General features: G+C 64.2%; 21 protein-coding genes and 1 pseudogene. 12 read left to right on the top strand and 10 right to left on the bottom strand.

The window, feature by feature from the left end:
* Positions 1-4: 4 nt before the first annotated feature.
* Positions 5-1,276: an MSMEG_0569 family flavin-dependent oxidoreductase gene (locus F2982_RS26995; RefSeq protein ID WP_203430541.1), complete on the top strand. Its 1,272-nt coding sequence runs from the start codon at positions 5-7 to the stop codon at positions 1,274-1,276.
* 2 nt (positions 1,277-1,278) lie between these two features.
* Positions 1,279-2,157 (top strand): Pnap_2097 family protein, encoded by an 879-nt coding sequence (locus F2982_RS26990; RefSeq protein WP_203430540.1) that lies wholly within the window; start codon positions 1,279-1,281, stop codon positions 2,155-2,157.
* Here F2982_RS26990 and F2982_RS26985 read toward each other — a convergent pair whose 3' ends face one another.
* From F2982_RS26985 to F2982_RS26960, 6 genes are all read right to left on the bottom strand, one after another.
* Entirely contained in the window at positions 2,158-3,180 is a 1,023-nt protein-coding gene (locus F2982_RS26985; RefSeq protein WP_203430539.1) for an LLM class flavin-dependent oxidoreductase, read from the bottom strand.
* Between the two features lie 229 nt (positions 3,181-3,409).
* A complete protein-coding gene (locus F2982_RS26980) occupies positions 3,410-3,556 on the bottom strand; it encodes a DUF1127 domain-containing protein (RefSeq protein WP_112711237.1) in 147 nt (48 codons plus the stop codon).
* Between the two features lie 158 nt (positions 3,557-3,714).
* Positions 3,715-3,909, bottom strand: coding sequence for a hypothetical protein (locus F2982_RS26975; protein WP_112711238.1), 195 nt, complete (start codon positions 3,907-3,909; stop codon positions 3,715-3,717).
* A gap of 56 nt (positions 3,910-3,965) precedes the next feature.
* Complete coding sequence (gene rpsU, locus F2982_RS26970) at positions 3,966-4,199, bottom strand: 30S ribosomal protein S21 (RefSeq protein ID WP_112711239.1); 234 nt, start codon at positions 4,197-4,199, stop codon at positions 3,966-3,968.
* A 31-nt stretch (positions 4,200-4,230) separates the two neighbouring features.
* Positions 4,231-4,383 carry a hypothetical protein gene (locus tag F2982_RS26965; protein ID WP_165402710.1) on the bottom strand — a complete coding sequence of 51 codons (153 nt, stop codon included), beginning with the start codon at positions 4,381-4,383 and terminating at the stop codon, positions 4,231-4,233.
* Between the two features lie 202 nt (positions 4,384-4,585).
* Positions 4,586-5,428, bottom strand: a complete 843-nt coding sequence (locus F2982_RS26960; RefSeq protein ID WP_112711240.1) for an alpha/beta hydrolase — start codon at positions 5,426-5,428, stop codon at positions 4,586-4,588.
* A 282-nt stretch (positions 5,429-5,710) separates the two neighbouring features.
* Here F2982_RS26960 and F2982_RS26955 point away from each other — a divergent pair, with 282 nt between their 5' ends.
* Genes F2982_RS26955 through F2982_RS26945 form a run of 3 tightly spaced genes read left to right on the top strand, consistent with a single transcriptional unit; the run spans position 5,711 to position 8,967 of the window.
* On the top strand, positions 5,711-6,166 hold the full coding sequence (locus F2982_RS26955) for a (2Fe-2S)-binding protein (RefSeq protein WP_203430538.1): 456 nt from the start codon (positions 5,711-5,713) through the stop codon (positions 6,164-6,166).
* 4 nt (positions 6,167-6,170) lie between these two features.
* On the top strand, positions 6,171-8,327 hold the full coding sequence (locus tag F2982_RS26950; protein ID WP_203430537.1) for a molybdopterin cofactor-binding domain-containing protein: 2,157 nt from the start codon (positions 6,171-6,173) through the stop codon (positions 8,325-8,327).
* A 1-nt stretch (position 8,328) separates the two neighbouring features.
* On the top strand, positions 8,329-8,967 hold the full coding sequence (locus tag F2982_RS26945) for an Isoquinoline 1-oxidoreductase subunit (RefSeq protein ID WP_203430536.1): 639 nt from the start codon (positions 8,329-8,331) through the stop codon (positions 8,965-8,967).
* 1 nt (position 8,968) lies between these two features.
* On the opposite strand, the gene nadC is transcribed toward F2982_RS26945, so the two are convergent.
* From nadC to F2982_RS26925, 4 genes and pseudogenes are all read right to left on the bottom strand, one after another.
* Positions 8,969-9,784 (bottom strand): carboxylating nicotinate-nucleotide diphosphorylase, encoded by an 816-nt coding sequence (gene nadC, locus F2982_RS26940; protein WP_246777615.1) that lies wholly within the window; start codon positions 9,782-9,784, stop codon positions 8,969-8,971.
* A gap of 42 nt (positions 9,785-9,826) precedes the next feature.
* The gene (locus F2982_RS26935) at positions 9,827-11,365 is read right to left on the bottom strand and encodes an L-aspartate oxidase (protein WP_203430535.1); all 1,539 of its coding nucleotides are present in this window, start codon (positions 11,363-11,365) and stop codon (positions 9,827-9,829) included.
* Positions 11,362-12,333 (bottom strand): quinolinate synthase NadA, encoded by a 972-nt coding sequence (gene nadA / locus F2982_RS26930; RefSeq protein WP_203430534.1) that lies wholly within the window; start codon positions 12,331-12,333, stop codon positions 11,362-11,364. Before nadA ends, F2982_RS26935 begins: the two co-directional genes overlap by 4 nt.
* Before the next feature lie 67 nt (positions 12,334-12,400).
* Positions 12,401-13,296, bottom strand: a pseudogene (locus tag F2982_RS26925) (hypothetical protein).
* A 93-nt stretch (positions 13,297-13,389) separates the two neighbouring features.
* Between F2982_RS26925 and F2982_RS26920 the strand changes: the two are divergent.
* The 7 genes from F2982_RS26920 to F2982_RS26890 all read left to right on the top strand — a co-directional run bounded on the left by F2982_RS26920 (position 13,390) and on the right by F2982_RS26890 (position 20,759).
* Positions 13,390-14,028 (top strand): YigZ family protein, encoded by a 639-nt coding sequence (locus F2982_RS26920; protein WP_246777614.1) that lies wholly within the window; start codon positions 13,390-13,392, stop codon positions 14,026-14,028.
* Between the two features lie 150 nt (positions 14,029-14,178).
* A complete protein-coding gene (locus tag F2982_RS26915; RefSeq protein WP_203430533.1) occupies positions 14,179-14,850 on the top strand; it encodes an FCD domain-containing protein in 672 nt (223 codons plus the stop codon).
* Positions 14,851-14,867: 17 nt separating this feature from the next.
* The gene (locus tag F2982_RS26910) at positions 14,868-16,313 is read left to right on the top strand and encodes an MmgE/PrpD family protein (RefSeq protein ID WP_203430532.1); all 1,446 of its coding nucleotides are present in this window, start codon (positions 14,868-14,870) and stop codon (positions 16,311-16,313) included.
* Positions 16,314-16,358: 45 nt separating this feature from the next.
* Positions 16,359-17,327 carry a tripartite tricarboxylate transporter substrate binding protein gene (locus F2982_RS26905; protein WP_199628318.1) on the top strand — a complete coding sequence of 323 codons (969 nt, stop codon included), beginning with the start codon at positions 16,359-16,361 and terminating at the stop codon, positions 17,325-17,327.
* A 71-nt stretch (positions 17,328-17,398) separates the two neighbouring features.
* On the top strand, positions 17,399-17,896 hold the full coding sequence (locus tag F2982_RS26900) for a tripartite tricarboxylate transporter TctB family protein (protein ID WP_203430531.1): 498 nt from the start codon (positions 17,399-17,401) through the stop codon (positions 17,894-17,896).
* Complete coding sequence (locus F2982_RS26895; protein WP_203430530.1) at positions 17,896-19,392, top strand: tripartite tricarboxylate transporter permease; 1,497 nt, start codon at positions 17,896-17,898, stop codon at positions 19,390-19,392. Before F2982_RS26900 ends, F2982_RS26895 begins: the two co-directional genes overlap by 1 nt.
* On the top strand, positions 19,389-20,759 hold the full coding sequence (locus F2982_RS26890) for an MmgE/PrpD family protein (protein WP_203430529.1): 1,371 nt from the start codon (positions 19,389-19,391) through the stop codon (positions 20,757-20,759). Before F2982_RS26895 ends, F2982_RS26890 begins: the two co-directional genes overlap by 4 nt.
* Positions 20,760-20,762 lie beyond the last annotated feature (3 nt).

Raw genomic sequence — 20,762 nt, 5'->3', positions numbered from 1 at the left:
TCCCATGACATTTCTCCTCAAGCCGCATTACAGCACTGCCGTTATAGGCGGCGGACAGGCCGGTCTTTCGGCCAGCCATTATCTGAAGAAGCACGGCATCGATCATGTCGTCTTCGAGAAGAAGACGGTGGCGCACAAATGGAAGAACGAGCGCTGGGATGCCTTCTGCCTGGTGACGCCAAACTGGCAGTGCCAGCTTCCCGATCATCCCTATGACGGCGACGATCCGCACGGCTTCATGGTGAAGGATGAAATCATCGGCTATGTCGACCGCTTCGTGAAGAAGGTGAATGCGCCGGTGCTGGAAGGCACCAGCGTCACTTCGCTGGAAAAGACCGGCGATCTCTTCAAGATCGAGACCTCGGCTGGCAGCATCACCGCCGACAGCGTCATCATCGCCACCAGCCTCTACAGCGCGCCCGCAATACCGCGCGCCGCCGAGCGGCTGCCCGACGATATCCTGCAGATCCCCACGGCCGATTACCGCAATCCAAGCCTGCTGCCGGACGGTGCCGTCGTCGTCGTCGGTTCGGGCCAGTCCGGCTGCCAGATCGCCGAGGATCTGCATCTGGCCGGGCGCAAGGTGCATATGGTCACCGGCAACGCGCCGCGCTGCGCCCGCTTCTATCGCGGCCGCGATGTGGTGGACTGGCTGGCCGATGTCGGCCAGTACGACATCACCGTCGAGCATGACGGCATGACCAAGAAGAAGCACGACACCAACCACTATCTCACCGGGCGCGATGGCGGCCGCGATCTCGATCTGCGCAAGTTTGCCCTCGAAGGCATGGCGCTCTATGGCCGCATGGAAGGCGTCTCGAACGGCAAGATGCTGTTTGCGCCCAATCTGAAATCCAATCTCGACAATGCCGACCGCGTCTATAACGGTATCAACGCGCTGATCGACCGCCACATCGCTGAAAAGGGCATCGATGCGCCGCCGGCGAGCGTCTATACGCCGCTGTGGGAACCCGAGGGCGAACCGGTCGAACTCGATCTCAAGGCGGAAGGCATCACTTCGGTGATCTGGGCCACCGGCTTTTCGCCAGACTGGTCCTATGTCGGCCTGCCGATCTTCGACGGCACCGGCTATCCCGTCCAGCGGCGCGGCGTCACCGGCATCGACGGCGTCTATGTGCTGGGGCTGCCGTGGCTGTGGACCTGGGGCTCCGGCCGCTTCCTTGCCGTCGGCAAGGATGCCGAACATGTCGTCGGCCACCTCGCCGGACATCTGGAAAGCGCCCTGCCGGTGCTGAAACAGGCGGCGGGCGGCTGAGCATGAACATCGCCGTCCTCGACTTCGCGAATGCCCGGGAAACGGAAAGCCATCTGCCACCGCAAATACCATCGGTGGCGGAACTGATGGAGCAGGCACTGTCACCGCACCTGCTGATCGGCATGCCGCATATGACCCCCGCCGGCCTCTCCGAGACGTGGCTGATGAAGGAACTCGGCCACCGGCACTGGCTGATGCTTGCCCGTCATCTCGGCATGCCCGACGCCGATTTCCGCACGTCCGACGGCGGCGAAGCCTATGCGGCGATCTGCGCGACCTCGCTGCAGGATGCGCGCTTCGACAAAGCGCGCGCCAACGACGTCCTGACCATTCGCTCGGCGTTGACCCCGGTCTCGCGCACACAGGTCTCTACCCGCCACGCGCTATCAGTCCGAGGCATACCCATCGGCGATGTTGAACTGATCTCCACCTTCGTCCACCGCACCCGGGACGGCGACAATTACTCGATCGCCCGAGTGCCTCTACCCGGCATGTCGGAGGCTACTGCGGAGAACGCGCTCGCCCGCACTGCCTCGCTGCTACGCTCCGGCCACCTCGAGACGCATCTCGGCCTACAGACAAACCCGCTGAAGCGATTGCGTGGCTTCCGCTTCGAGCCGGATGCATCGCAGGAGTTCAACGGTGCGGGGCTTTTCTATTTCGCGCAGTTCCAGGCCATCGCCGATCGCGCCTTCGGCCGATGGTTCGGCACAACGCGACCGATCCGGCACCGCGACGTATTCTTTTCCGGCAATATCCGGCAGGGGGAGACGGTCTATCTGGAGCTGATGGCGATGACGCCTGAACGTGGCGCCGCACTTTGCCGCCTCCTGCGCGAAGACGGCAAAGTGATCGGCCAGATCTTCTCGGCCTGGAGCTGATTACCGCCAGCCGAGCGCCGGCGCGACATGCTTCAGGATGCTCTCGATCACATGCGCGTTGTAGGCGACGCCGAGCTGGTTCGGGACGGTGAGCAGCAGCGTGTCGGCCTCGGCGATCGCCTCGTCCTTCTTCAGCTGCTCGATCAGCTTGTCGGGCTCTGCGGCATAGGAACGGCCGAAGATTGCCTGGGTCTGCGGGTCGATATAGCCGATCTGGTCCTGGCTCTGGCCGCTTGCGCCGAAATAGGCGCGGTCCATGTCGTTCATCAGCGCGAAAATGCTGCGGCTGACGGAGACGCGTGGTTCCCGCTTGTGACCGGCTTCCTTCCAGGCCTCGCGATAGATGCGGATCTGCTCGGCCTGCTGGACATGGAAGGGCTTGCCGCTCTCATCTGTCTTCAGCGTCGAGCTCTGCAGGTTCATGCCGAACTTGGCTGCCCAGACCGAAGTGGCATTGGAGCTTGACCCCCACCAGATGCGCTCAAGCAGACCTTCCGAATGCGGCTCGAGGCGCAGCTTGCCGGGCGGGTTCGGAAACATCGGCCGCGGATTGGGCTCGGCAAAGCCTTCGCCCCTGAGCACATCGAGGAAGACTTCGGTATGGCGACGACCCATATCGGCGTCGCTCTCGCCCTCGGCGGGCGCGTAGCCGAAATAGCGATAACCATCGATCACCTGCTCCGGCGAACCGCGGCTGATGCCGAGCTGCAGGCGCCCGCCGGCGATCAGATCGGCCGAACCGGCATCTTCCGCCATATAGAGCGGGTTCTCGTAGCGCATGTCGATAACGGCCGTGCCGATCTCGATGCTCTTCGTCCTGGCGCCGACGGCGGCGAGCAGCGGGAAAGGCGAAGCCAGCTGGCGTGCGAAGTGATGGACGCGGAAATAGGCGCCATCGGCGCCGAGCTCTTCAGCGGCAACGGCGAGATCGATCGACTGCAGCAGCGTATCGCCGGCCGAGCGGGTCTGCGATTGCGGAGAGGGCGACCAGTGGCCGAAGGAGAGAAAGCCAATCTTTTTCATGGTGTCACCAATTGCAATGTTTCGTTGCCGGCTTCTTCGCACGGGAGCGCCGCCCGGTATAGCCGCGGCGGATTGAACAGAGTGTCGCCACGGCACCGGAAAATGCGTGTTGCTTGCAGCGCAGTCCCGCTATGCGCCAGGCGGGATGCTCCCATGCGCCCAAAACAAAAACGCCGGCTCGTATGAACCGGCGTTTCGTATGGGATTTTATTCGGCTTTCGCCGGCCGTTTAGCGGCCGGAAGCAGCGCGTGCGACCGACTGGATTTCGCTGCGGCCGATGCCGAGGTCGCTGAGTTCGCGGTTCGACATGCGACCGAGTTCAGCAACGGTCTGACGGTACTTGCGCCAGTTATTGAAAGAGCGTGCAATGTTCATCTTAGTCCCCTTCCTTGGGCTTTGCGAACCCTGCTGCCCCAATCGGCGCTCCGTTCGCTTCGATGAGATGTATATAATATGAGCTGCGGCCGATTTGCAGCGCAAAGACATCCAATCAGCAATGCGTCAATTGCATAGCTTGCCCATATGGCGGGCAATTAATGGACACTCGGCGTCTTCACCACGAGGGCGAAGTCCTCGGCAACGAGCTCGCTGATCGCGATCAGCACCTCTTCGGCGCTAAAGCCGGAGGCAATCGTCGAGCGGATCAAATCCTGGAGATCCGGCTCCACCACCTCGCGGCAGTCCTCGAGCCTCTCATCCGAGACATTCATGCTGAACAGTTCTTCCATCGCACAACCCTTTCATGTCCCGGCCGCCGGCGCATCTGCCGGCGGCCCCTGGATCGTTACCGTGCCGAAGCGCGGCGCTTGGTGGGCAACAGCCCTTCGCGCTGCAGCTTCTTCCTCGCCGCCTTGCGCACGCGGGCGACGGCCTGCGCCCGCTCACGCACCCGCCGTTCGGACGGCTTCTCGTAGGCGCGGCGTTCCTTCATCTCGCGAAACAGGCCTTCCTTCTGCATCTTCTTCTTGAGGACGCGGATTGCCTGTTCCACATTGTTGTCTCTGACAATGACCTGCATGGTGTTCTCCTTATCGTTGGCGGTTGATGTCTCAGCCCAGCTGTTTGGCGATGATCGCCTTCAGTTCCCGGCGCGTCAGCAGGCAGGGATAGGGCTTCCAGTTCTTGTCGGGCCGCTTCACGGCCTCGTCGCGCTCGCGCGGCGCTGCCGCGGCAGGCGCAATCGCGGTATTCGTCTTGTTCAAATGTCATCCTTGGCCGCCTGAGGGCGGCATCCGGCACCAGCCGGCGCAAAACGCCAGGCGGCCGGCGCTGAGCGCCGGCGATGCCTTGGGTTAGTATGTGAGTGATGACGAAAAGATAGGGAGACGGGCGCCAGTTTGCAAGGCGCGCTCGATGAACCTCCGCCGCAGCCCGGGCCGCGGCGGAGGCTTGGACTGGATGCGATCAGCCCTTGATGAAGGCGAGCAGGTCGGCGTTCAGAACGTCAGCATGGGTAGTCAGCATGCCGTGCGGATAGCCCTTGTAGACCTTCAGCGTACCGTTCTTCAGAAGCTTGATCGATTCATGCGCGGAAGCGCCGATCGGCACGATCTGGTCGTCGTCACCATGCAGCACCAGCGTCGGTACCGAAATATTCTTCAGGTCTTCGGTCTGGTCGGTTTCCGAGAAAGCCTTGATGCCCTCGTAATGAGCCTTGGCGCTGCCCATCATGCCCTGGCGCCACCAGTTACGGATCACGCCCTCTGAGATTGCGGCACCCGGACGATTGTAGCCGTAGAACGGACCGGTCGGGACATCGAGGAAGAACTGCGCGCGGTTATCGGCAAGCGCCTTGCGCAGGCCGTCGAAGACTTCGAGCGGCAGGCCGCCCGGATTGGCCGCGGTCTTCAGCATCAGCGGCGGAACGGCGCTGACCAGCACGGCCTTGGCGACGCGGCCCTGCGGCTCGCCGAACTTGGCGACATAGCGCGCAACCTGCCCGCCCCCGGTGGAATGGCCGATATGGACGGAGTTCTTGAGATCGAGATGCTCGACGACGGCAGAGGCGTCAGCGGCGTAATGATCCATGTCATGACCTTCGCTCACCTGCGAAGAGCGGCCATGGCCGCGGCGATCATGGGCGATGACGCGGTAGCCGCGCTGCACGAAGAACAGCATCTGATTGTCCCAGTCATCGGCCGAAAGCGGCCAGCCGTGATGGAACATGATCGGCTGGGCGTCCTTCGGGCCCCAGTCCTTGTAGAAGATCTGCACGCCATCTTTGGTGGTGACGAAATGCTCGGTCATATTGGTCGTCCTCTTATCGTTTGGGGTTGAATTGTTTAAAGGGCAAGCCAAGCGGATAGGCGGGCTGACCGGAAAAAGACGGCTCGTGTCGCCGGGTCAGCGCGCGGCATCTTTAGTGATGGACCTCAGGAGATCAAGATGCCCACTGCAGCCATTGCTGGTACGGTCGCGGACCTGCACCATCCGGATTAGCCCATCTCGATTACTTGCCGTACAAGCGCCCCTCCTCTACCTTTCGCGCCACTGAATGTTCGTTGGGGGCGGCTTTCAGCCGAAGCTCACATGACCTACGATCTTATGGTCAACGGCAAGACATATGCCGTTGATGTCGATGGTGACATTCCGCTTTTATGGGTTCTGCGGGACTCGATAGGCCTGACCGGCACGAAGTTCGGCTGCGGCATCGCCATGTGCGGCGCCTGCACCGTGCATGTCGATGGCGTGCCGATGCGCTCCTGCGTCATGCCAGTGGCGGAGGCTGCCAGCAAGCAGGTGACGACGATCGAGGCGATCGGCAATACCGAGGCTGGCGCCCGGATCCAGAAAGCCTGGCTCGATATCGATGTCGTGCAATGCGGCTACTGTCAGTCCGGGCAGATCATGTCGGCAACGGCGCTGCTTGCCGCCAATCCGAAGCCGACCGATGACGATATAGACGCCGTCATGGCCGGCAATATCTGTCGATGCGGCACCTATCCGCGCATCCGCGCGGCGATCAAGCTGGCGGCGGAGGCGTGATGCGATGTCTCTCCTTGACAAGATCAATCCCGCTCTCTCGCGCCGCCATTTTCTGATCGGTGCTTCGCTGACGGCATCGGGCCTGCTGATCGGCGTCAGGCCTTCGCTCGCCGCCGACGCGCCGCCGCTCCCGCTGCAGCCGAACGCCTTCATCCGCATTCCCGCGGAAGGCAAGATCGCGCTGATCATGCCTTCGGTCGAGATGGGCCAGGGCATCTACACGGCGGTCGCCATGCTGCTCGCCGAAGAGCTCGAAGTGAGCCTCGACCAGACCGTTCTCGAGCATGCACCGGCGGACCCCGAGAAATACGCGAACCCGCTTCTCGGCGACCAAATCACCGGGGGCTCGCTGGCGGTTCGCGCGGTCTACGATCAGATGCGCAAGGCGGGTGCTACGGCCCGCATCATGCTGGTCAATGCCGCCGCCAGCGGCTGGGGTGTCGATCCGGAAAGCTGCGAAGCCAGAAATGGGCAAGTCCTGCACACAGCGACCGGCCGCAGCGCCAGCTATGGCGACCTGATTGGCGATGCCGCCTCGCAACCGGTGCCGCAGGATGTGCCGCTCAAACCAGCCTCGAGCTTCGCCGTCATCGGCAAGGCGGTGCGCCGCCTCGACAGCCCCGAGAAGGTCAACGGCACCGCGAAATTCGGCATCGATGCCAGGCCGGATGGCGTTTCCTATGCCGCAATCGCCATCTGTCCGCACTTCAACGGCAAGCTCAAGAGCGTAGACGATGCGCCGGCACTTGCCATCAAAGGCGTCAAGCAGGTGGTGCGCACCGAAGAGGCCGTCGCGGTGATCGCCGACAATACCGGCGCGGCGCGCAAGGGCCTTGCCGCCTTGTCGATCGAGTGGGATGCGGGGCCAAGCGCCAGCGTGTCCCTCGCCGATCTGGAACAGCGGATGGATGCCGCGATCTCCGGCGAAGCGCTTGCCCATATCAAGGAAGGCGATGTCGACAAGGCGGAAGCCGAACATGGCCCGGTTCACGAATTCATCTACCGGTTGCCGATCCTGACGCATACGGCGATGGAGCCAATGAACTGCACGCTCGATGTCCGCAAGGATGGCTGCGAGGTCTGGGTCGGGACGCAAGTGATGGGGCGTACGCGACAGGCGGTTGCAGAGGTCACCGGCCTGCCGGTGGAGAAGGTCGTCGTTCACAATCATCTGCTCGGCGGCGGTTTCGGCCGCCGGCTGGATGTCGATGGCGTCATCCTTGCTGCCAAGATCGCCAAGCAGGTCGACGGCGCGGTGAAAGTCACCTGGAGCCGGGAAGAAGATATCCGCCACGATTGCTATCGGTATCTGAACTACAGCAAGGTCACCGCAACGCTCGGGCCGGACGGCATGCCGGTCTCCTGGCGCCATCGCGTCATCGGCCCCTCCGTCATGGCCCGCTGGCTTCCGGCCTTCACCCGCGACGGGATCGACCTCGACCAGATGGGCGGCGCGGAAACGCCCTATGCCATTCCGAACAAATATACCGACTTCGCGCGCCACGAGGCGCCGGACGGCATGCTGACCGGCAATTGGCGCGGCGTCGGCGCGACGCGCAACATCCCGCCGATCGAAGGCGGCATCGATGAACTCGCCCATATTGCCGGGATCGACCCGCTCGAATACCGCCGGCGCCTGCTCGGGCATAAGCCGCGCCTGCTTGCAGCGCTCAATTTAGCGGCCGAAAAGGCGGGCTGGACCAACGCACCACCCAAGGGAAAAGGCCGCGGCATCGCGCTCTCGGAAGATTTCGGCAGCTTCTCGGCGATGATCTCGGAAGTCAGCGTCGACGACGACGGCGCGTTCAAGACCGAGCGCATCATCTGCGCCGTCGATTGCGGCCAGGTGATCAATCCGGATACCGTCGAAGCGCAGATCCAGAGCGGCATCGTCTATGGGCTGAGCGCGGCACTCTACGGCCGCATCACGGTTCTGAATGGTGCCGTCGTCGAGGGCAATTTCGACGACTCTCCGGTGTTGCGCATCCACGAGACGCCGAAGATCGAAGTGCATATCGTCCCGAGTTCGGAAACGCCGGGTGGCATCGGCGAGGTCGGCACGCCAGGGGTCGCGCCTTCGCTCTTCAACGCGATCTTTGCCGCGACCGGGAAACGGCTGCGCTCACTGCCGATCGACCAGGGCGGATTGAGGAGGGTGTGAGATGAGACCGCTGACCACCTTGTCATTCGCCGCCCTCATCGCCTTCGGCACCACGCTGGCCGGAACCGGCGCCATTAAAACCTATGCCGAGACGGCAACGAACGGGGCGCTGAAGACCGTCGCCGATTTCGAAACGATCCCCGACAAGGCCGCGCGATCTAAGGCGATCTTCGAGGAGGCTAGCCGGGTGATGACCCACCCGCGCTGCATCAACTGCCACCCGGCAACCCGCAGCCCGACGCAGGGCGAGGACATGCATCCGCATGTGCCGCTGATGATCGCAGCAAAGACCTCGCATGGCCCCGCAGGGCTTGCCTGCGCCACCTGCCATGGCGCGGAGAACCGGCCGATCGTCGGCAGTAAGCTGAAATCGATCCCCGGCAATGCCCATTGGCAGCTGGCGCCCGCCAGCATGGCCTGGCAGGGCCTGACGGTCGGTCAAATCTGCGAGCAGGTGAAGGACACCAGCCGCAACGGCAACCGCTCGCATGCTGATCTGATCCGGCACATGGGCGAGGATCATCTCGTCGGCTGGGCCTGGCATCCCGGCGACGGTCGTACCGCCCCTCCGGGATCGCAGGAAGCCTTTGCGGCGCTGATCGCCGCCTGGGTGGATACCGGCGCCGAATGCCCGTCTTGACTTAGGCTTCCGAGCGGAAATCCAGGCCGATATCGAGGATCGGAGCGCTGTGGGTGATCCAGCCGACGGAGATGAGATCGACGCCTGAAGCAGCGATCGCGGCTGCCGTCTCCGGCGTGATGCGGCCGGAGGCTTCCGTGATCGCCCGCCCGGCCACGATACCGACAGCTTCGCGCAGCTGTTCCGGCCCCATATTGTCGAGGAGCACGGCATCGACGCCCTCCTCCATGACTTCGCGCAGCTGGCCGAGCGTATCGACCTCGATCTCGATCTTGACCATGTGACCCGCCGCCGCCTTGGCCCGGCGCAGCGCTTCGCGCGTGCCGCCGGCAATGGCGATGTGGTTGTCCTTGATCAGGATCGCGTCGTGCAGGGCGAAACGATGGTTCATGCCGCCGCCGGCGCGGACGGCGTATTTCTCCAGTGCCCGAAGCCCCGGCGTGGTCTTGCGTGTGCAGGCGACCGACGCCCTGGTTCCGGCAATCGCGCGCGCAATCGATGCGGTAACGGTGGCAATGCCCGAGAGATGGCTGAGAAAGTTGAGGGCGGTGCGCTCGCCGGTCAGCAGGCCCCGTGATGGGCCGCTGATCGTCGCGATCACCTCCCCGGCCTCGACGGCAGCGCCATCGTTGACATGCCGGGTCATGGTAATAGCGGGATCCACGAGCTGGAAGGCAAGCTCGGCGGCATCGAGACCGGCAATCACACCGGGCTGCCGCGCGGCCATGACGACGGTCGAGCGATGATCGCCCGGGATGACGGCGGCCGAGGTGATGTCTCCGGCAAGCCCGAGATCCTCGGCAAGCGCATTGCGCACGATCGGCTCGACGATGACGCGCGGCAGGGAAACGGGGGCATGTCAGGCACTCCTTGCAAAATCCTGGGATGTGGCGGCGTGGGAGCTTTCCAGCACCTGCGCCAACGTCATCGTCCGCCGTCTGGCGACCGGGTGTTTGAGCGGGAAATCGGTCCGCGCATGAGCGCCGCGCGACTCGTTGCGCAGGCTTGCGAAGACCGCAATCGCCAGCGCGACGACGGCCGGGTCCGCAGCCGGCCCCTCCTCTTCCGCCAGAGGCAGAAGGGCGGCGATCGCGCCATGCATCGCTCCGGCATTGCGGAGCACGCCGAGATGGCGCGAGACGATAGGCCGGACGAGCGCCGTGTTCGACCGTCCCGGCATGGCGGGGATCGCCGCGAGGCTGCCATCGGCATCGGATCCCGCGATGCTGCGGGCCGCCCGCATGCCCATGACGGCGGCTTCGAGCAGCGAGTTACTTGCTAGGCGATTGGCGCCGTGCAGGCCGGTCGATGCCGCCTCGCCCGCGACCCACAGGCCCGGAACGCTGCTGCGACCCTCAAGATCGGAGGCAACGCCGCCCATATGATAGTGGACGGCAGGGCGCACGGGGATCGGCTGCAGGCCGGGATCGACGCCCGCCTCCTGGCAGAGCTCGGCAATTACCGGGAAGCGGGAAGCAAAGCCGGTGCCGAGAGCGCGGCGGGCATCAAGGAAGACGCGGCCGCCGCGGGCGATCTCGGCGCTGATGGCTCGAGCGACGATATCGCGCGGCGCAAGCTCGGCGCCTGCGACATCGGCCATGAACCGCTCGCCCCGTTCGTTGATCAGCTCGGCGCCCTCGCCGCGCACGGCTTCGCTGACCAGCGCCAGCGGCCGGCGGCGGCTGTCGAGCGCGGTCGGGTGAAACTGCACGAATTCCATGTCGGCAAGCGCGGCGCCGGCGCGGGCCGCAAGCGCAATGCCCTGACCGAAATTGCCCGCTGGATTGGTCGTCGCCTCATAGAGACCGCCGATGCCCCCGGTCGCCAGCAGCACCCGCGAAGTCGGCAGCACGAAATCGCCGCCCGCACCGGCGCAAAGCAGGCCGCGGACCGCGCCATCCGCCATGATCAACTGCCGGGCCTCGGCGCCCTCGATGACCGTGATCGCGGGATCGGCGAGCACCGCAGCGGCAAGCGCCCGGATGATCACCGCCCCGGAGCCATCGCCTTCCGCATGAACGATACGGCGGCGCGAATGCGCTGCTTCCAGGCCAAGCGCCAAGCCGCCCGCGCCGTCGCGATCGAACCGGACGCCGAAACGCTGCAGCGCTGCGATCGTACCGGCCGCATCCGCGACGATATTCTCGGCCGCTCCGGCGTCGCAGAGGCCGTCGCCCGCGGCGAGCGTATCGGCAAGATGCAGGCCGGCGCTATCATCGGCGCCGAGGGCCGCGGCAATGCCGCCCTGCGCCCAGGCGCTCGAGGTCTCGGCGCCAAGCGCGCTGCGGGTGACGATGACGGAGGGCGCGGGCGACAGCGTCAGCGCCGCGATCAGGCCTGCAAGCCCGCTGCCGACGATGACCGGGCGTCCAGCCAGATGGGTGAGGATCTCGGTCATATCGCCAGCATCCTTTCGACAGCGAGACGGGCGGCAGCCGCCACGCCCTCATCAACGGTGACTTCGTGGCGGTTTTCTTCCAGCGCCGTGCGGATGTTGGAGAGCGTGATCCGCTTCATATGCGGGCAGAGATTGCAGGGGCGGATGAACTCGACATCCGGGTGATGGACGGCGACGTTGTCGCTCATCGAGCATTCGGTGAGCAGCACGACCCGCGCCGGCTTCCTCGCGCCGACATAGTCCGACATGACGGCCGTCGACCCGGCGAAATCCGCTTCCGCGACGACATCCGGCGGGCATTCGGGATGGGCGAGAACGGTGACGCCGGGGTGATTTTCGCGCAGCTGCCTGACGTCATCCGCCGAAAACAGCTCGTGGACCTCGCAATGGCCGTGCCAGGCGATGATCTCGACATTGGTCTCGCGCGCAACGTTGCGGGCCAGATACTCGTCCGGGATCATCAGCACCCTCGGCACGCCAAGAGATTCCACCACCTGCTTGGCATTGCCCGAGGTGCAGCAGATATCGGAAGCGGCCTTCACCGCCGCCGAAGTGTTCACATAGGTAATGACGGGGACGCCCGGATGCGCCTGGCGCAGAAGCGCGACATCCTCAGGCGTGATCGAGTCCGCCAGCGAACAGCCGGCACCCATATCGGGGATCAGCACCGTCTTTGCCGGATTGAGCAGCTTCGCCGTCTCGGCCATGAAATGCACCCCGGCGAGCACGATCACGTCGGCATCGACATCGATCGCCTTGCGCGCCAGCGCCAAGCTGTCGCCGACGATATCGGCGACGCCGTGGAAGATTTCCGGCGTCTGGTAATTATGCGCCAGGATGACGGCGTTGCGCTTGCGCTTCAGTTCGAGGATCGCCTCGACATCGTCTTCGAACGACATCCATTCGGCCTTGGGGATGACGCGGCTTACGCGATCATAGAGGGACGCAGCTGATACGGGGCGGTTCATGGCGATCTCCTTTATGCTCAATTTGAGCATTTACGGAGCAAATAGATATTCTCACCTTGAGCATATGTCAATTGCGGGAGAGAGGCAGCTTCGACCCAGAGAGGGCACGCTCTTCCACGACGGTTTCGCGGAAGCGGAAGAGCTTGGCGGGCCGCCCGCCGGTCTCGCTGGTCACGCCTCCAGTTTCCTCGACCAGCTCCTGCTGCTCGATGAGGCGACGGAAATTCTGCTTGTGAAGGCCGAGCCCTGCCAGCGCCTCCACGGCGCGCTGCAGCTGCAGCAGCGTGAAGCTCTCCGGCATCAGCTCGAAAACGACAGGGCGATATTTGATCTTGGCCCGCAGGCGGGCAACGCCGGTTGCCAGGATGCGCCGGTGATCGGCAAACATCGGCCGACCGAAATTGTCAGCGCCACCAGCCTCGGCCACCAGTCTTGCCTCGTAGAGCATCTCATAGCGCTGCAGCGTCAGATCCTCGTTCCAGCCGCCACCATCGAGACCGAAGGTGAAGTCCGCACGCCTGTGGCGCTCATGGCGCCTCGCCGGATCGGCATCGGCCCAGAGCCGCAGTTTATCGATGACCTCGCCCAGCACCTCGGGGGCACCCTGACGATGATCCTCCCAGGGCAGATACTCATACCATCCATGCCAGGCAGGCCGCCCGGCGCCCGGCGCCTCCTGTTCGCGCACCAGACCGAGATAGCTGATCGAGATGGTGCGGCCGCCAAGAATGTCGTTGTTCCGGTCGCGGTCGGCGAATGTATAGAGCTGCTCGAGATAGCCGATCGGATGGCCCGTCTGCTCCTGGATCCATTCGCGCAGCCCGCTCTGCAGCGTACGATGCCCGAGTTCGAAGGGCCGGAGGGCAGCGCTTCGCCGGAGCGGACGGTCATGACGCGCGGCTCGTCACCGGTCACGGCCGTCACGACAGCCATGAGTTCGGCATGGGCAAGCCCGATCGTCACGTTGATTCCCCTCAGCTATCCGGCACTTCGATCCTTTTGGCACAGCCGCGCCACTTCGCCAACAGGCGCTGGAGGCAGCCGCGGCTTTGCGCTATGAGGCATGACGCCAACCAGCCGGGTCCGCCGCCGCAGATGTTCGTCCTGAAAAACCAGATCAGCCTTGAGCAGACGGTCAAGAAGAGCCGGTTTCTGGCGATCGCCATTCCTGTCGACAGCGAAGCCGCGGTAAAGACGGCACTCGCGGAGCACTCCGACCCTTCCGCCAATCACAATTGCTACGCCTGGCGTGTCGGCAACGTCTACCGTTTCAGCGATGACGGCGAGCCCTCGGGCACCGCCGGAAAGCCGATCTTCCAGGCCATGGAAGGTCGCCAGCTCGACAAGACACTCGTCATCGTCACCCGCTGGTTCGGTGGCGTGCTGCTCGGCGCGGGCGGCCTGGTTCGCGCCTATGGCGGCACGGCGGCCGCCTGCCTGCGCGAGGCCGAGCTTGAGGAAACCGTCGCCTCCATCGGCGGGACCGTTCACCTGAGCTTTCAGGATCTGGAGATCGTCCGCGCCAAGCTGACATCGGCAGGCATGGCCCGCGTCATGGCCGAGCAGTTCGACCACGAAGGCTGCTGGCTGACGCTCGACATCATCGAGAAGCACGCCGAAGACGCCGCTCTGCTGATCACCAACCTGACCCGCGGCCGCTCCGCGCTGAAGCTCGACGACAACGCCGCCGAATAGCGGCGAGCGCGGCTCTGCCGCACCCTTATTTCCATACCTCCTCCCTGGCTGCACTACCACGACCCATCCACAGGCCGCCGATTTGATCGACATTAAATTGTTGACAATTTACATTCTGCATGTGAAGTCTTGCCTCAAGAGGAGAGTTGAATGGTTCTGAGCGCTGTCGAGATCTTGCGGTCGCAGTCCCTGCCCATGGTGCTGGAGCAGGAGATCGAGCGCGTCATCCTGAGCGGCGAGTTCGGCCCCGGCGACCGGATCAACGAGAAGGAGCTGGCGCTGCGCTTCGGCATCAGCCGCGGCCCGATCCGCGAGGCACTGCGCTCGATGGATTCTTCCGGCCTCGTCGAGCAGGTGCCGAACCGCGGTTTCTTCGTCCGCGAACTCAGCGCCGAGCAGGCCTGCGACGTCTATGAAGTCCGTGCCGCACTGTTCGGCCTTGCCGGAAAGCTGCTAGCCGAGCGCATCAGCGACGAAGGCATCGGCCGGGTAAAGACCTTCATCGCCGACATGGACAAGGCGGTCGCGGCCGATGATTTCGAAGCCTATGTGAAGCTCAATTTCGCCTTCCACGAATTCATCGTCCGCAACGCCGGAAACCCGACGCTTGCCCAACAATATCTCGGCCTCGTCAAGCAGCTGCGGCTCTACCGCGCCCGCAACCTGATGCTCGGCGATTCCTTGCATGCCTCGCATCTCGAACACCACGAGATGGCCGCCGCGATCATTGCCCGCGACCCGCAAAGGGCGCTGGCAGCGCATACTGGACATGTCGACTCCGCCCGGCTCCGGCTGATGGCGACGGTCGCAACACATAAATAAATAGGGAGATACCACTGGTGAGCAGCATATCCGACATCACGGCTCAGGCCATCCGTTTCATCGAGCAGACGACCTATGCCGATCTGCCCGAGGAAGCCCTTGCCATCGCCCGCCGCTGCATGGTCGATACGGTTGGCCTCTATCTCGCAGGCAGCCAGGAATCCTCCGTCCGTATCCTGATCGAGGACGCGCTGGCCCAGGGCGGCCGCGGCGATGCTTCACTGCCGGGCGCCGGCACGAAGAAGGTTCCGGCCGCGATCGCGGGCCGCGTCTGGGGCACGTCGGGTCATGCACATGACTGGGACGACACGCAGGTTTCGCATGATCCCGCCCATGTTTACGGCCTGCTCACCCATCCTTCCGTGCCGCCGCTGACGGCTGCGCTGATCATTGCCAGCGAGCTTGGCAATGTCGATGGCCGTGACATCATGCTGGCCTTCCAGGTCGGTTTCGAGGTCGAGTGCAAGATTTCCGAGTGGATGAAGCCGCGCCACTACCGCCGCGGCCACCACACGAGCGGCACCGTCGGCACCTTCGGTGCGGCTGCTGCTGCCGCCAAGCTGCTCGGCCTCAAGGGCGCGCAGCTTGCCCATACGCTCGGCCTCGCCGCCAGCTTCGCCGCCGGCATCCGCGTCAATTTCGGCACGATGACCAAGCCGTTGCATGTCGGCCGCGCCTGCGAAAACGGCATCACTGCCGCCCTTCTGGCTGCACGCGGCTTCGAAGCCGATCCGGCAGCGCTCGATGGCACCTGGGGCTTCTTCTCGGTCATGGGTGAAGGCTTCGACGAGGAGAAGGCCAAGCAGGGCTTCGCCTCGCCGCTGACGATCGTCAGCCCCGGCGTCAGCATCAAGCCCTATCCGTCGGGCATCCTCACCCATCAGTCGATGGACGCGATGCTGAAGCTGGTACTCGATCACGATCTCAAGCCGGGAGAGATCGATCGCATCCGCTTCTTCGCCGGCAAGAACATCATCGAGCCGATCCGCTATCCGATCGCCAGGAACCATCTGCAGGCGAAGTTCTCGATGCCGGCGCTGCTCGCCATGATCGCGCTTTGCCGCCGCGCCAGCCATCATGAGTTCGAGGATGCCTTCGTTGCCGGAGAGGCGATGCAGGACCTGCAGGCGCGCACCGAAGTCATCAACGATCTCGAGATCGACGCGCAGGGCTACGACAAGATCCGCTCGCGCATCGAGGTCGTCACCAAGGATGGCCGCACCCTCGTGCAGTGGGCAGACGAACGCTATCGCGGCGGCCCGTCCAACCCGATCAACGATACCGATCTGGACGCCAAGTTCCTGATGTGCGCCGAGGGCGTCATCAGCGATAGCGACCGGGCCGAACTGCTCCGCCTGGTCCGAGGCATCGACAAGGGCGCCGACATCAAGCGCCTGATGGCGCTGATCAGCGGTGACGGCGCAGCCGCCGGGGCCTTGCTGCGGAATGATCTGATTTTTTGAGGCAACACCGCCCTGGGAGAGGCGGTGAACTAGTGGGAGAGAGAAATGAGCATGATCAAGATGATTGGAACAGCAGTTTCCGGGCTTGCCGCTCTGGCACTGCTGTCCGCAACGCCGGCTCTCGCAGAGCCCGCGGCCTATCCGGTCAAGGTCGTCACCCTGGTGACGCATTCGAGCCCGGGCGGCGGCAGCGACGTCTTCCTTCGCGAGATGTCGAAATATCTCGGCAAGTACATCAATGCCACCTTCGTCGTCGAAAACGTCCAGGGCGGCAGCGGTGCGAAGGCCATGGCGCGTGTCGCCGCAGCCCCTGCCGACGGCAGCGTCTTCTACGCGACGACGCCGACCTATATCTACACCTCGCTGATGAGCAAGCCGCAGTCGACCTACAAGGACATGCAGCCGCTCGTGAACTTCTTCCTCGACAGCGAAGTGATCTTCACCCGCGCCGACGGCCCCTACAAGTCGCTGAAGGACGTTATCGATCACGCCAAGAAGGAGCGTGGCCGCTGGGGCGCGGCAAACCCGGCCTCGCTGGAACGCCAGGCCGCCGAACAGCTGAAGCGCGCCGCAGGCGTCACGCCCGCGATCGTCACCCATGAAGGCGGCGGCGACATGATGCTCAACGTGCTGAACGGCACGCTCGACATCGGCATCGGCGAGATCCAGGAACTGCGCTCGCAGCTCGACGCCGGCAAGATCGTCCTTCTCGCCACCTTCAATCCGGAACGCATCGCCGACAAGCCTGACGTCCCGACCGTCAAGGAACTCGGCTACGACGTCTCGCTCGTGAAGTTCCGCGGCCTCGCGGGCCCGAAGGGCATTCCGGATGAGACTGCTGCGATCTGGGACGAAGCCGTCAAGAAGCTGCTCGAAGACCCGGATTACAAGAAGGCCTATTCCGAAGAAGTGCTCGTCGCCAAGCCGATCGGCCACAAGGAATATCCCGATTTCGTCAACACCTTCGCAACCACCACCGAAGACTTCCTGAAATCGACCGGCGCGATCAAGTAACCGGCCGCGACATGCCGGAACCGCGCGGCCCGCGGTTCCGGAGCCCCCTGCTTCTCCATGAGGATAATCTCATGAACAAAGATCTTCTCAGCGGCGTCGTGCTTCTGGCCGTCGCCGGCACCTATTACACCTGGACCACGCAGATCGCCGACAGCACGCTCTCCGACGAGATCGGTGCCGGCGGCCTGCCGAAGGTTCTGGCTGCCATCCTCGCCATTCTCGCCGTCTGCCTGATCGTCCGCACGCTGCTTTCGGCTCGCATGAAGCCGGCAACGGCCGCGGCTGCACCGGGCAATGCCGACGACGAAGAGGCGGATGAAAACGCCAAGCTTCCGCGCGCCATCGGTTTCCTGCTCTTCGGCGCCGCTTACGTCGCCCTCCTGCCCTTCGTCGGCTATCCGATTGCGACAGCGCTGCTGATCGCCGGCATCGCCCTTTACGAGGGATCGCCGCGCACCTGGGTCATCCCGGCGGCCGCGATCGGCGGCGGCATTCTCTATTGGGCCATCTTCGTGAAGCTGCTCGGCGTCAACCAGCCGATGGGCTCGCTCTTCCAAGGACTTTTCTGATGGCGACCTTCTGGGACATCATCCATCTCTTGACTGAAACGCCGATCTTCTTCGTCGCCATCGCCGGCCTCACCTGGGGCATTCTCGGCGGCGCGCTTCCCGGCATTTCCGCCTCGATCACCATGGCGCTCGTTCTGCCGTTCACCTACACGATGGACCCGGCACAGGCGATCGCGCTGCTGGCCTGCGTCTATATCGGCGCCGAATACGGCGGCTCGATCCCGGCGATCCTGATCCGCACGCCCGGCACCAATTCGTCCGCCGCGACCGTTATCGACGGCTACGAGATGAACCGCCAGGGCCGCGCCGGTGAAGCGCTCGGCATCTCGCTGATGTCCGGCGTCGTCGGCTCGCTGTTCGGCCTTGCAATGCTGGTTCTTCTGACCGAGCCGCTTTCCTGGCTGGCACTCGCCTTCACGCCCGCATCCTATTTCGGCCTCGGCATCCTCGGCCTCAGCGTCATCGCCTCGATGAGCGGCGGCTCGCTGATCAAGGGACTGGCGGCCGCAACGATCGGCCTGATGCTCTCGACCGTCGGCACCGACCCGATCTCCGGCGTCACCCGCTTCACCTTCGATATCCCGGATCTTCTCGGCGGTATCGAGCCGGTTCTCGTCATGGTCGGCCTCTTCGCGCTGACCGAGCTGATGAGCCAGTCGGGTTCGGCAGGCATGAGCCGGCTCAATGCCAGCATCCGCATCAAGCTGCCGAGCCTGTCGATGATGAACAAGCTGAAGCGTTCGCAGTTCATCGGCTGCATCCTCGGCCTGTTCGAGGGCCTGACGCCCGGCGGCGGCGGCTCGATCGCGGCCTTCATGTCTTATAACGAAGCCCGCCGCTGGTCGAAGACCCCGCAGCTCTTCGGCAAGGGCTCCGAAGAAGGCGTGGCCGCCCCTGAGGCCGCCAACAACACCGTGGCAAGCACGGCGATGATCCCGCTGCTCAGCTTCGGTATTCCGAGCTCGAACTCCACGGCGGTTCTGCTCGGCGGCCTGCTGATGCACGGCCTGATCCCGGGACCGCGCCTGTTCGAACAGAGCGCCCAGGTCATCGACAGCATCTATGTCGGCTCGTTCATCGCCATCATCGCCCAGATCGGCATCGGTATCATCATCCTGCCCGCCTGCATCTGGCTGGTGAACCGTCCGCGGCAGTACCGCTCCGGCTTCATCTTCGCGCTGATCCTGTCCGGCATCTACACGCTGAACAACAGCCTCTTCGACCTCGGCATCGCCCTCGGGCTCGGTCTGGTGGGCTACCTGATGCGCCTGACGCGCTTCCCGGTTCTGCCGATGATCCTCGGCGTCGTCCTCGGCCACATGGTCGAATCCAGCTACCGGCGCTCGCTGGTTCTGTCCGGCGGCGACCTGATGATCTTCCTGCAGGATCCGATCGCGCTGGGCCTGCTGACGCTCGCCCTCATCTTTATCGTCTTCTCCCTCGCCCGCGAAGTTCGCGACGCGCGCAAGGCCAAGCTGAAGGAAGCTCATTCATGAATGTTGCCGTCTCGAAACCGGCACCGGTCGCAACCACGCTCGCGGCATTTGCCGCGAGTGCGGTGCCCCCGGCAGCAGCGCGCGCCACCTGCCGCCAGCTGATCTTCGATATCGTCGCGCTAGCAGTCGCCGCCCGTGATACCGATTACGTCAAGGCGGCCCTCGGCAGCGCTGCGGATGAAGGCGATTGCACCGCCTTCGGTCACGCCCGAAAGCTCGGCCTCTACGATGCGGCCCTGGTCAACGGCACCGCCGCCCATGGCGAAGACTATGACGACACGTTCGAAGGCGGGCCGATCCATGCGGGTGCGGTCATCGTCTCTGCCGTGCTGGCAATCGCAGAACAGCGCAAGCTCGACGGCGAAGCGGTGATGCGCGGCATTGCCGTCGGCACCGAACTGATGTGCCGCATGAGCCTCGTGGCGCCGCAGGCGACCCACAAGGCAAGCTTCCACCCAACCGCGATCTTCGGCGCCCCGGCAGCAGCCGCAGCGGTCGGCGCAGCGCTTGGACAGGATGCGGAAACCATCGCCCGGGCGCTCGGTATCTCCGGCAGCCTCGCATCCGGGATCATCGAATATCTCGCCGATGGCAGTTCGACCAAGCGCCTCCATGCGGGTGCTGCCGCCCAAGCGGGTCTGCGCGCCGCGTTGCTCGCCGAAGGCGGCTTTACCGGACCGCTCACAGTCTTCGACGGCACCAACGGCATGTACAAGGCATTCGCCCCGTCGAAGACGCCCGATTTCGCGCCACTGATCGATGGTCTCGGCGAGAGCTGGGTGCTGGAGACGCTGGCCTTCAAGCCTTATGCCTGCGGAACGATGACCCAGCCCTTCATCGACTGCGCCATCAAGCTCGCCAAATCAGGCATTGCCGCCGACGATATCGTCTCGATCACCTGCAATGTCGGCGAAGGCACCGTCCATCGCCTCTGGGAGCCGCTTGCCAAGAAACATCAGCCGCCGAACGGCTATGCCGGCAAGTTCTCGACGCCCTATTGCATTGCGGTCGGCTTTACCGATGGCCAGGCCGGGCTCGGCCAGTTCACCGACGAACGGGTAAAGGATCCCGCCCTGCGCGCGCTTGCCGCCAAGGTTTCCTACGAGATCGACCCCAACGATCCCTATCCGCGCGGCTATACCGGCCACGTCAAGGCCGTCCTGAAGGACGGCAGCATCCGCGAGTTCCGCCAGCCGCATATGCGCGGCGGCGCGCATGAGCCGTTGCCGGATGCCGAGCTGCAAGCAAAGTTCGAGGCAAACCTCGCCTTCGGCGGCTTGACCAGCGAGCGGATCGATGCACTTCGTTCGGCACTCGGCCGGATCGCCGACGGCGGCGCCGTCGACCTGTCGGCAGCGCGGCTGTGAACG

The sequence above is a fragment of the Rhizobium sp. BG4 genome (genome assembly GCF_016864575.1).
In the GTDB taxonomy this organism is placed as follows: domain Bacteria; phylum Pseudomonadota; class Alphaproteobacteria; order Rhizobiales; family Rhizobiaceae; genus Rhizobium.
This window is presented reverse-complemented; position numbering and strand designations above follow the sequence as displayed.

Coding starts and splice junctions, on each gene's coding strand:
- F2982_RS26995 (WP_203430541.1), top strand. CDS start 5: ATGACATTTCTCCTCAAGCCGCATTACAGCACTGCCGTTATAGGCGGC.
- F2982_RS26990 (WP_203430540.1), top strand. CDS start 1,279: ATGAACATCGCCGTCCTCGACTTCGCGAATGCCCGGGAAACGGAAAGC.
- F2982_RS26985 (WP_203430539.1), bottom strand. CDS start 3,180: ATGAAAAAGATTGGCTTTCTCTCCTTCGGCCACTGGTCGCCCTCTCCG.
- F2982_RS26980 (WP_112711237.1), bottom strand. CDS start 3,556: ATGAACATTGCACGCTCTTTCAATAACTGGCGCAAGTACCGTCAGACC.
- F2982_RS26975 (WP_112711238.1), bottom strand. CDS start 3,909: ATGGAAGAACTGTTCAGCATGAATGTCTCGGATGAGAGGCTCGAGGAC.
- rpsU (WP_112711239.1), bottom strand. CDS start 4,199: ATGCAGGTCATTGTCAGAGACAACAATGTGGAACAGGCAATCCGCGTC.
- F2982_RS26960 (WP_112711240.1), bottom strand. CDS start 5,428: ATGACCGAGCATTTCGTCACCACCAAAGATGGCGTGCAGATCTTCTAC.
- F2982_RS26955 (WP_203430538.1), top strand. CDS start 5,711: ATGACCTACGATCTTATGGTCAACGGCAAGACATATGCCGTTGATGTC.
- F2982_RS26950 (WP_203430537.1), top strand. CDS start 6,171: ATGTCTCTCCTTGACAAGATCAATCCCGCTCTCTCGCGCCGCCATTTT.
- F2982_RS26945 (WP_203430536.1), top strand. CDS start 8,329: ATGAGACCGCTGACCACCTTGTCATTCGCCGCCCTCATCGCCTTCGGC.
- F2982_RS26935 (WP_203430535.1), bottom strand. CDS start 11,365: ATGACCGAGATCCTCACCCATCTGGCTGGACGCCCGGTCATCGTCGGC.
- nadA (WP_203430534.1), bottom strand. CDS start 12,333: ATGAACCGCCCCGTATCAGCTGCGTCCCTCTATGATCGCGTAAGCCGC.
- F2982_RS26920 (WP_246777614.1), top strand. CDS start 13,390: ATGAGGCATGACGCCAACCAGCCGGGTCCGCCGCCGCAGATGTTCGTC.
- F2982_RS26915 (WP_203430533.1), top strand. CDS start 14,179: ATGGTTCTGAGCGCTGTCGAGATCTTGCGGTCGCAGTCCCTGCCCATG.
- F2982_RS26905 (WP_199628318.1), top strand. CDS start 16,359: ATGAGCATGATCAAGATGATTGGAACAGCAGTTTCCGGGCTTGCCGCT.
- F2982_RS26900 (WP_203430531.1), top strand. CDS start 17,399: ATGAACAAAGATCTTCTCAGCGGCGTCGTGCTTCTGGCCGTCGCCGGC.
- F2982_RS26895 (WP_203430530.1), top strand. CDS start 17,896: ATGGCGACCTTCTGGGACATCATCCATCTCTTGACTGAAACGCCGATC.
- F2982_RS26890 (WP_203430529.1), top strand. CDS start 19,389: ATGAATGTTGCCGTCTCGAAACCGGCACCGGTCGCAACCACGCTCGCG.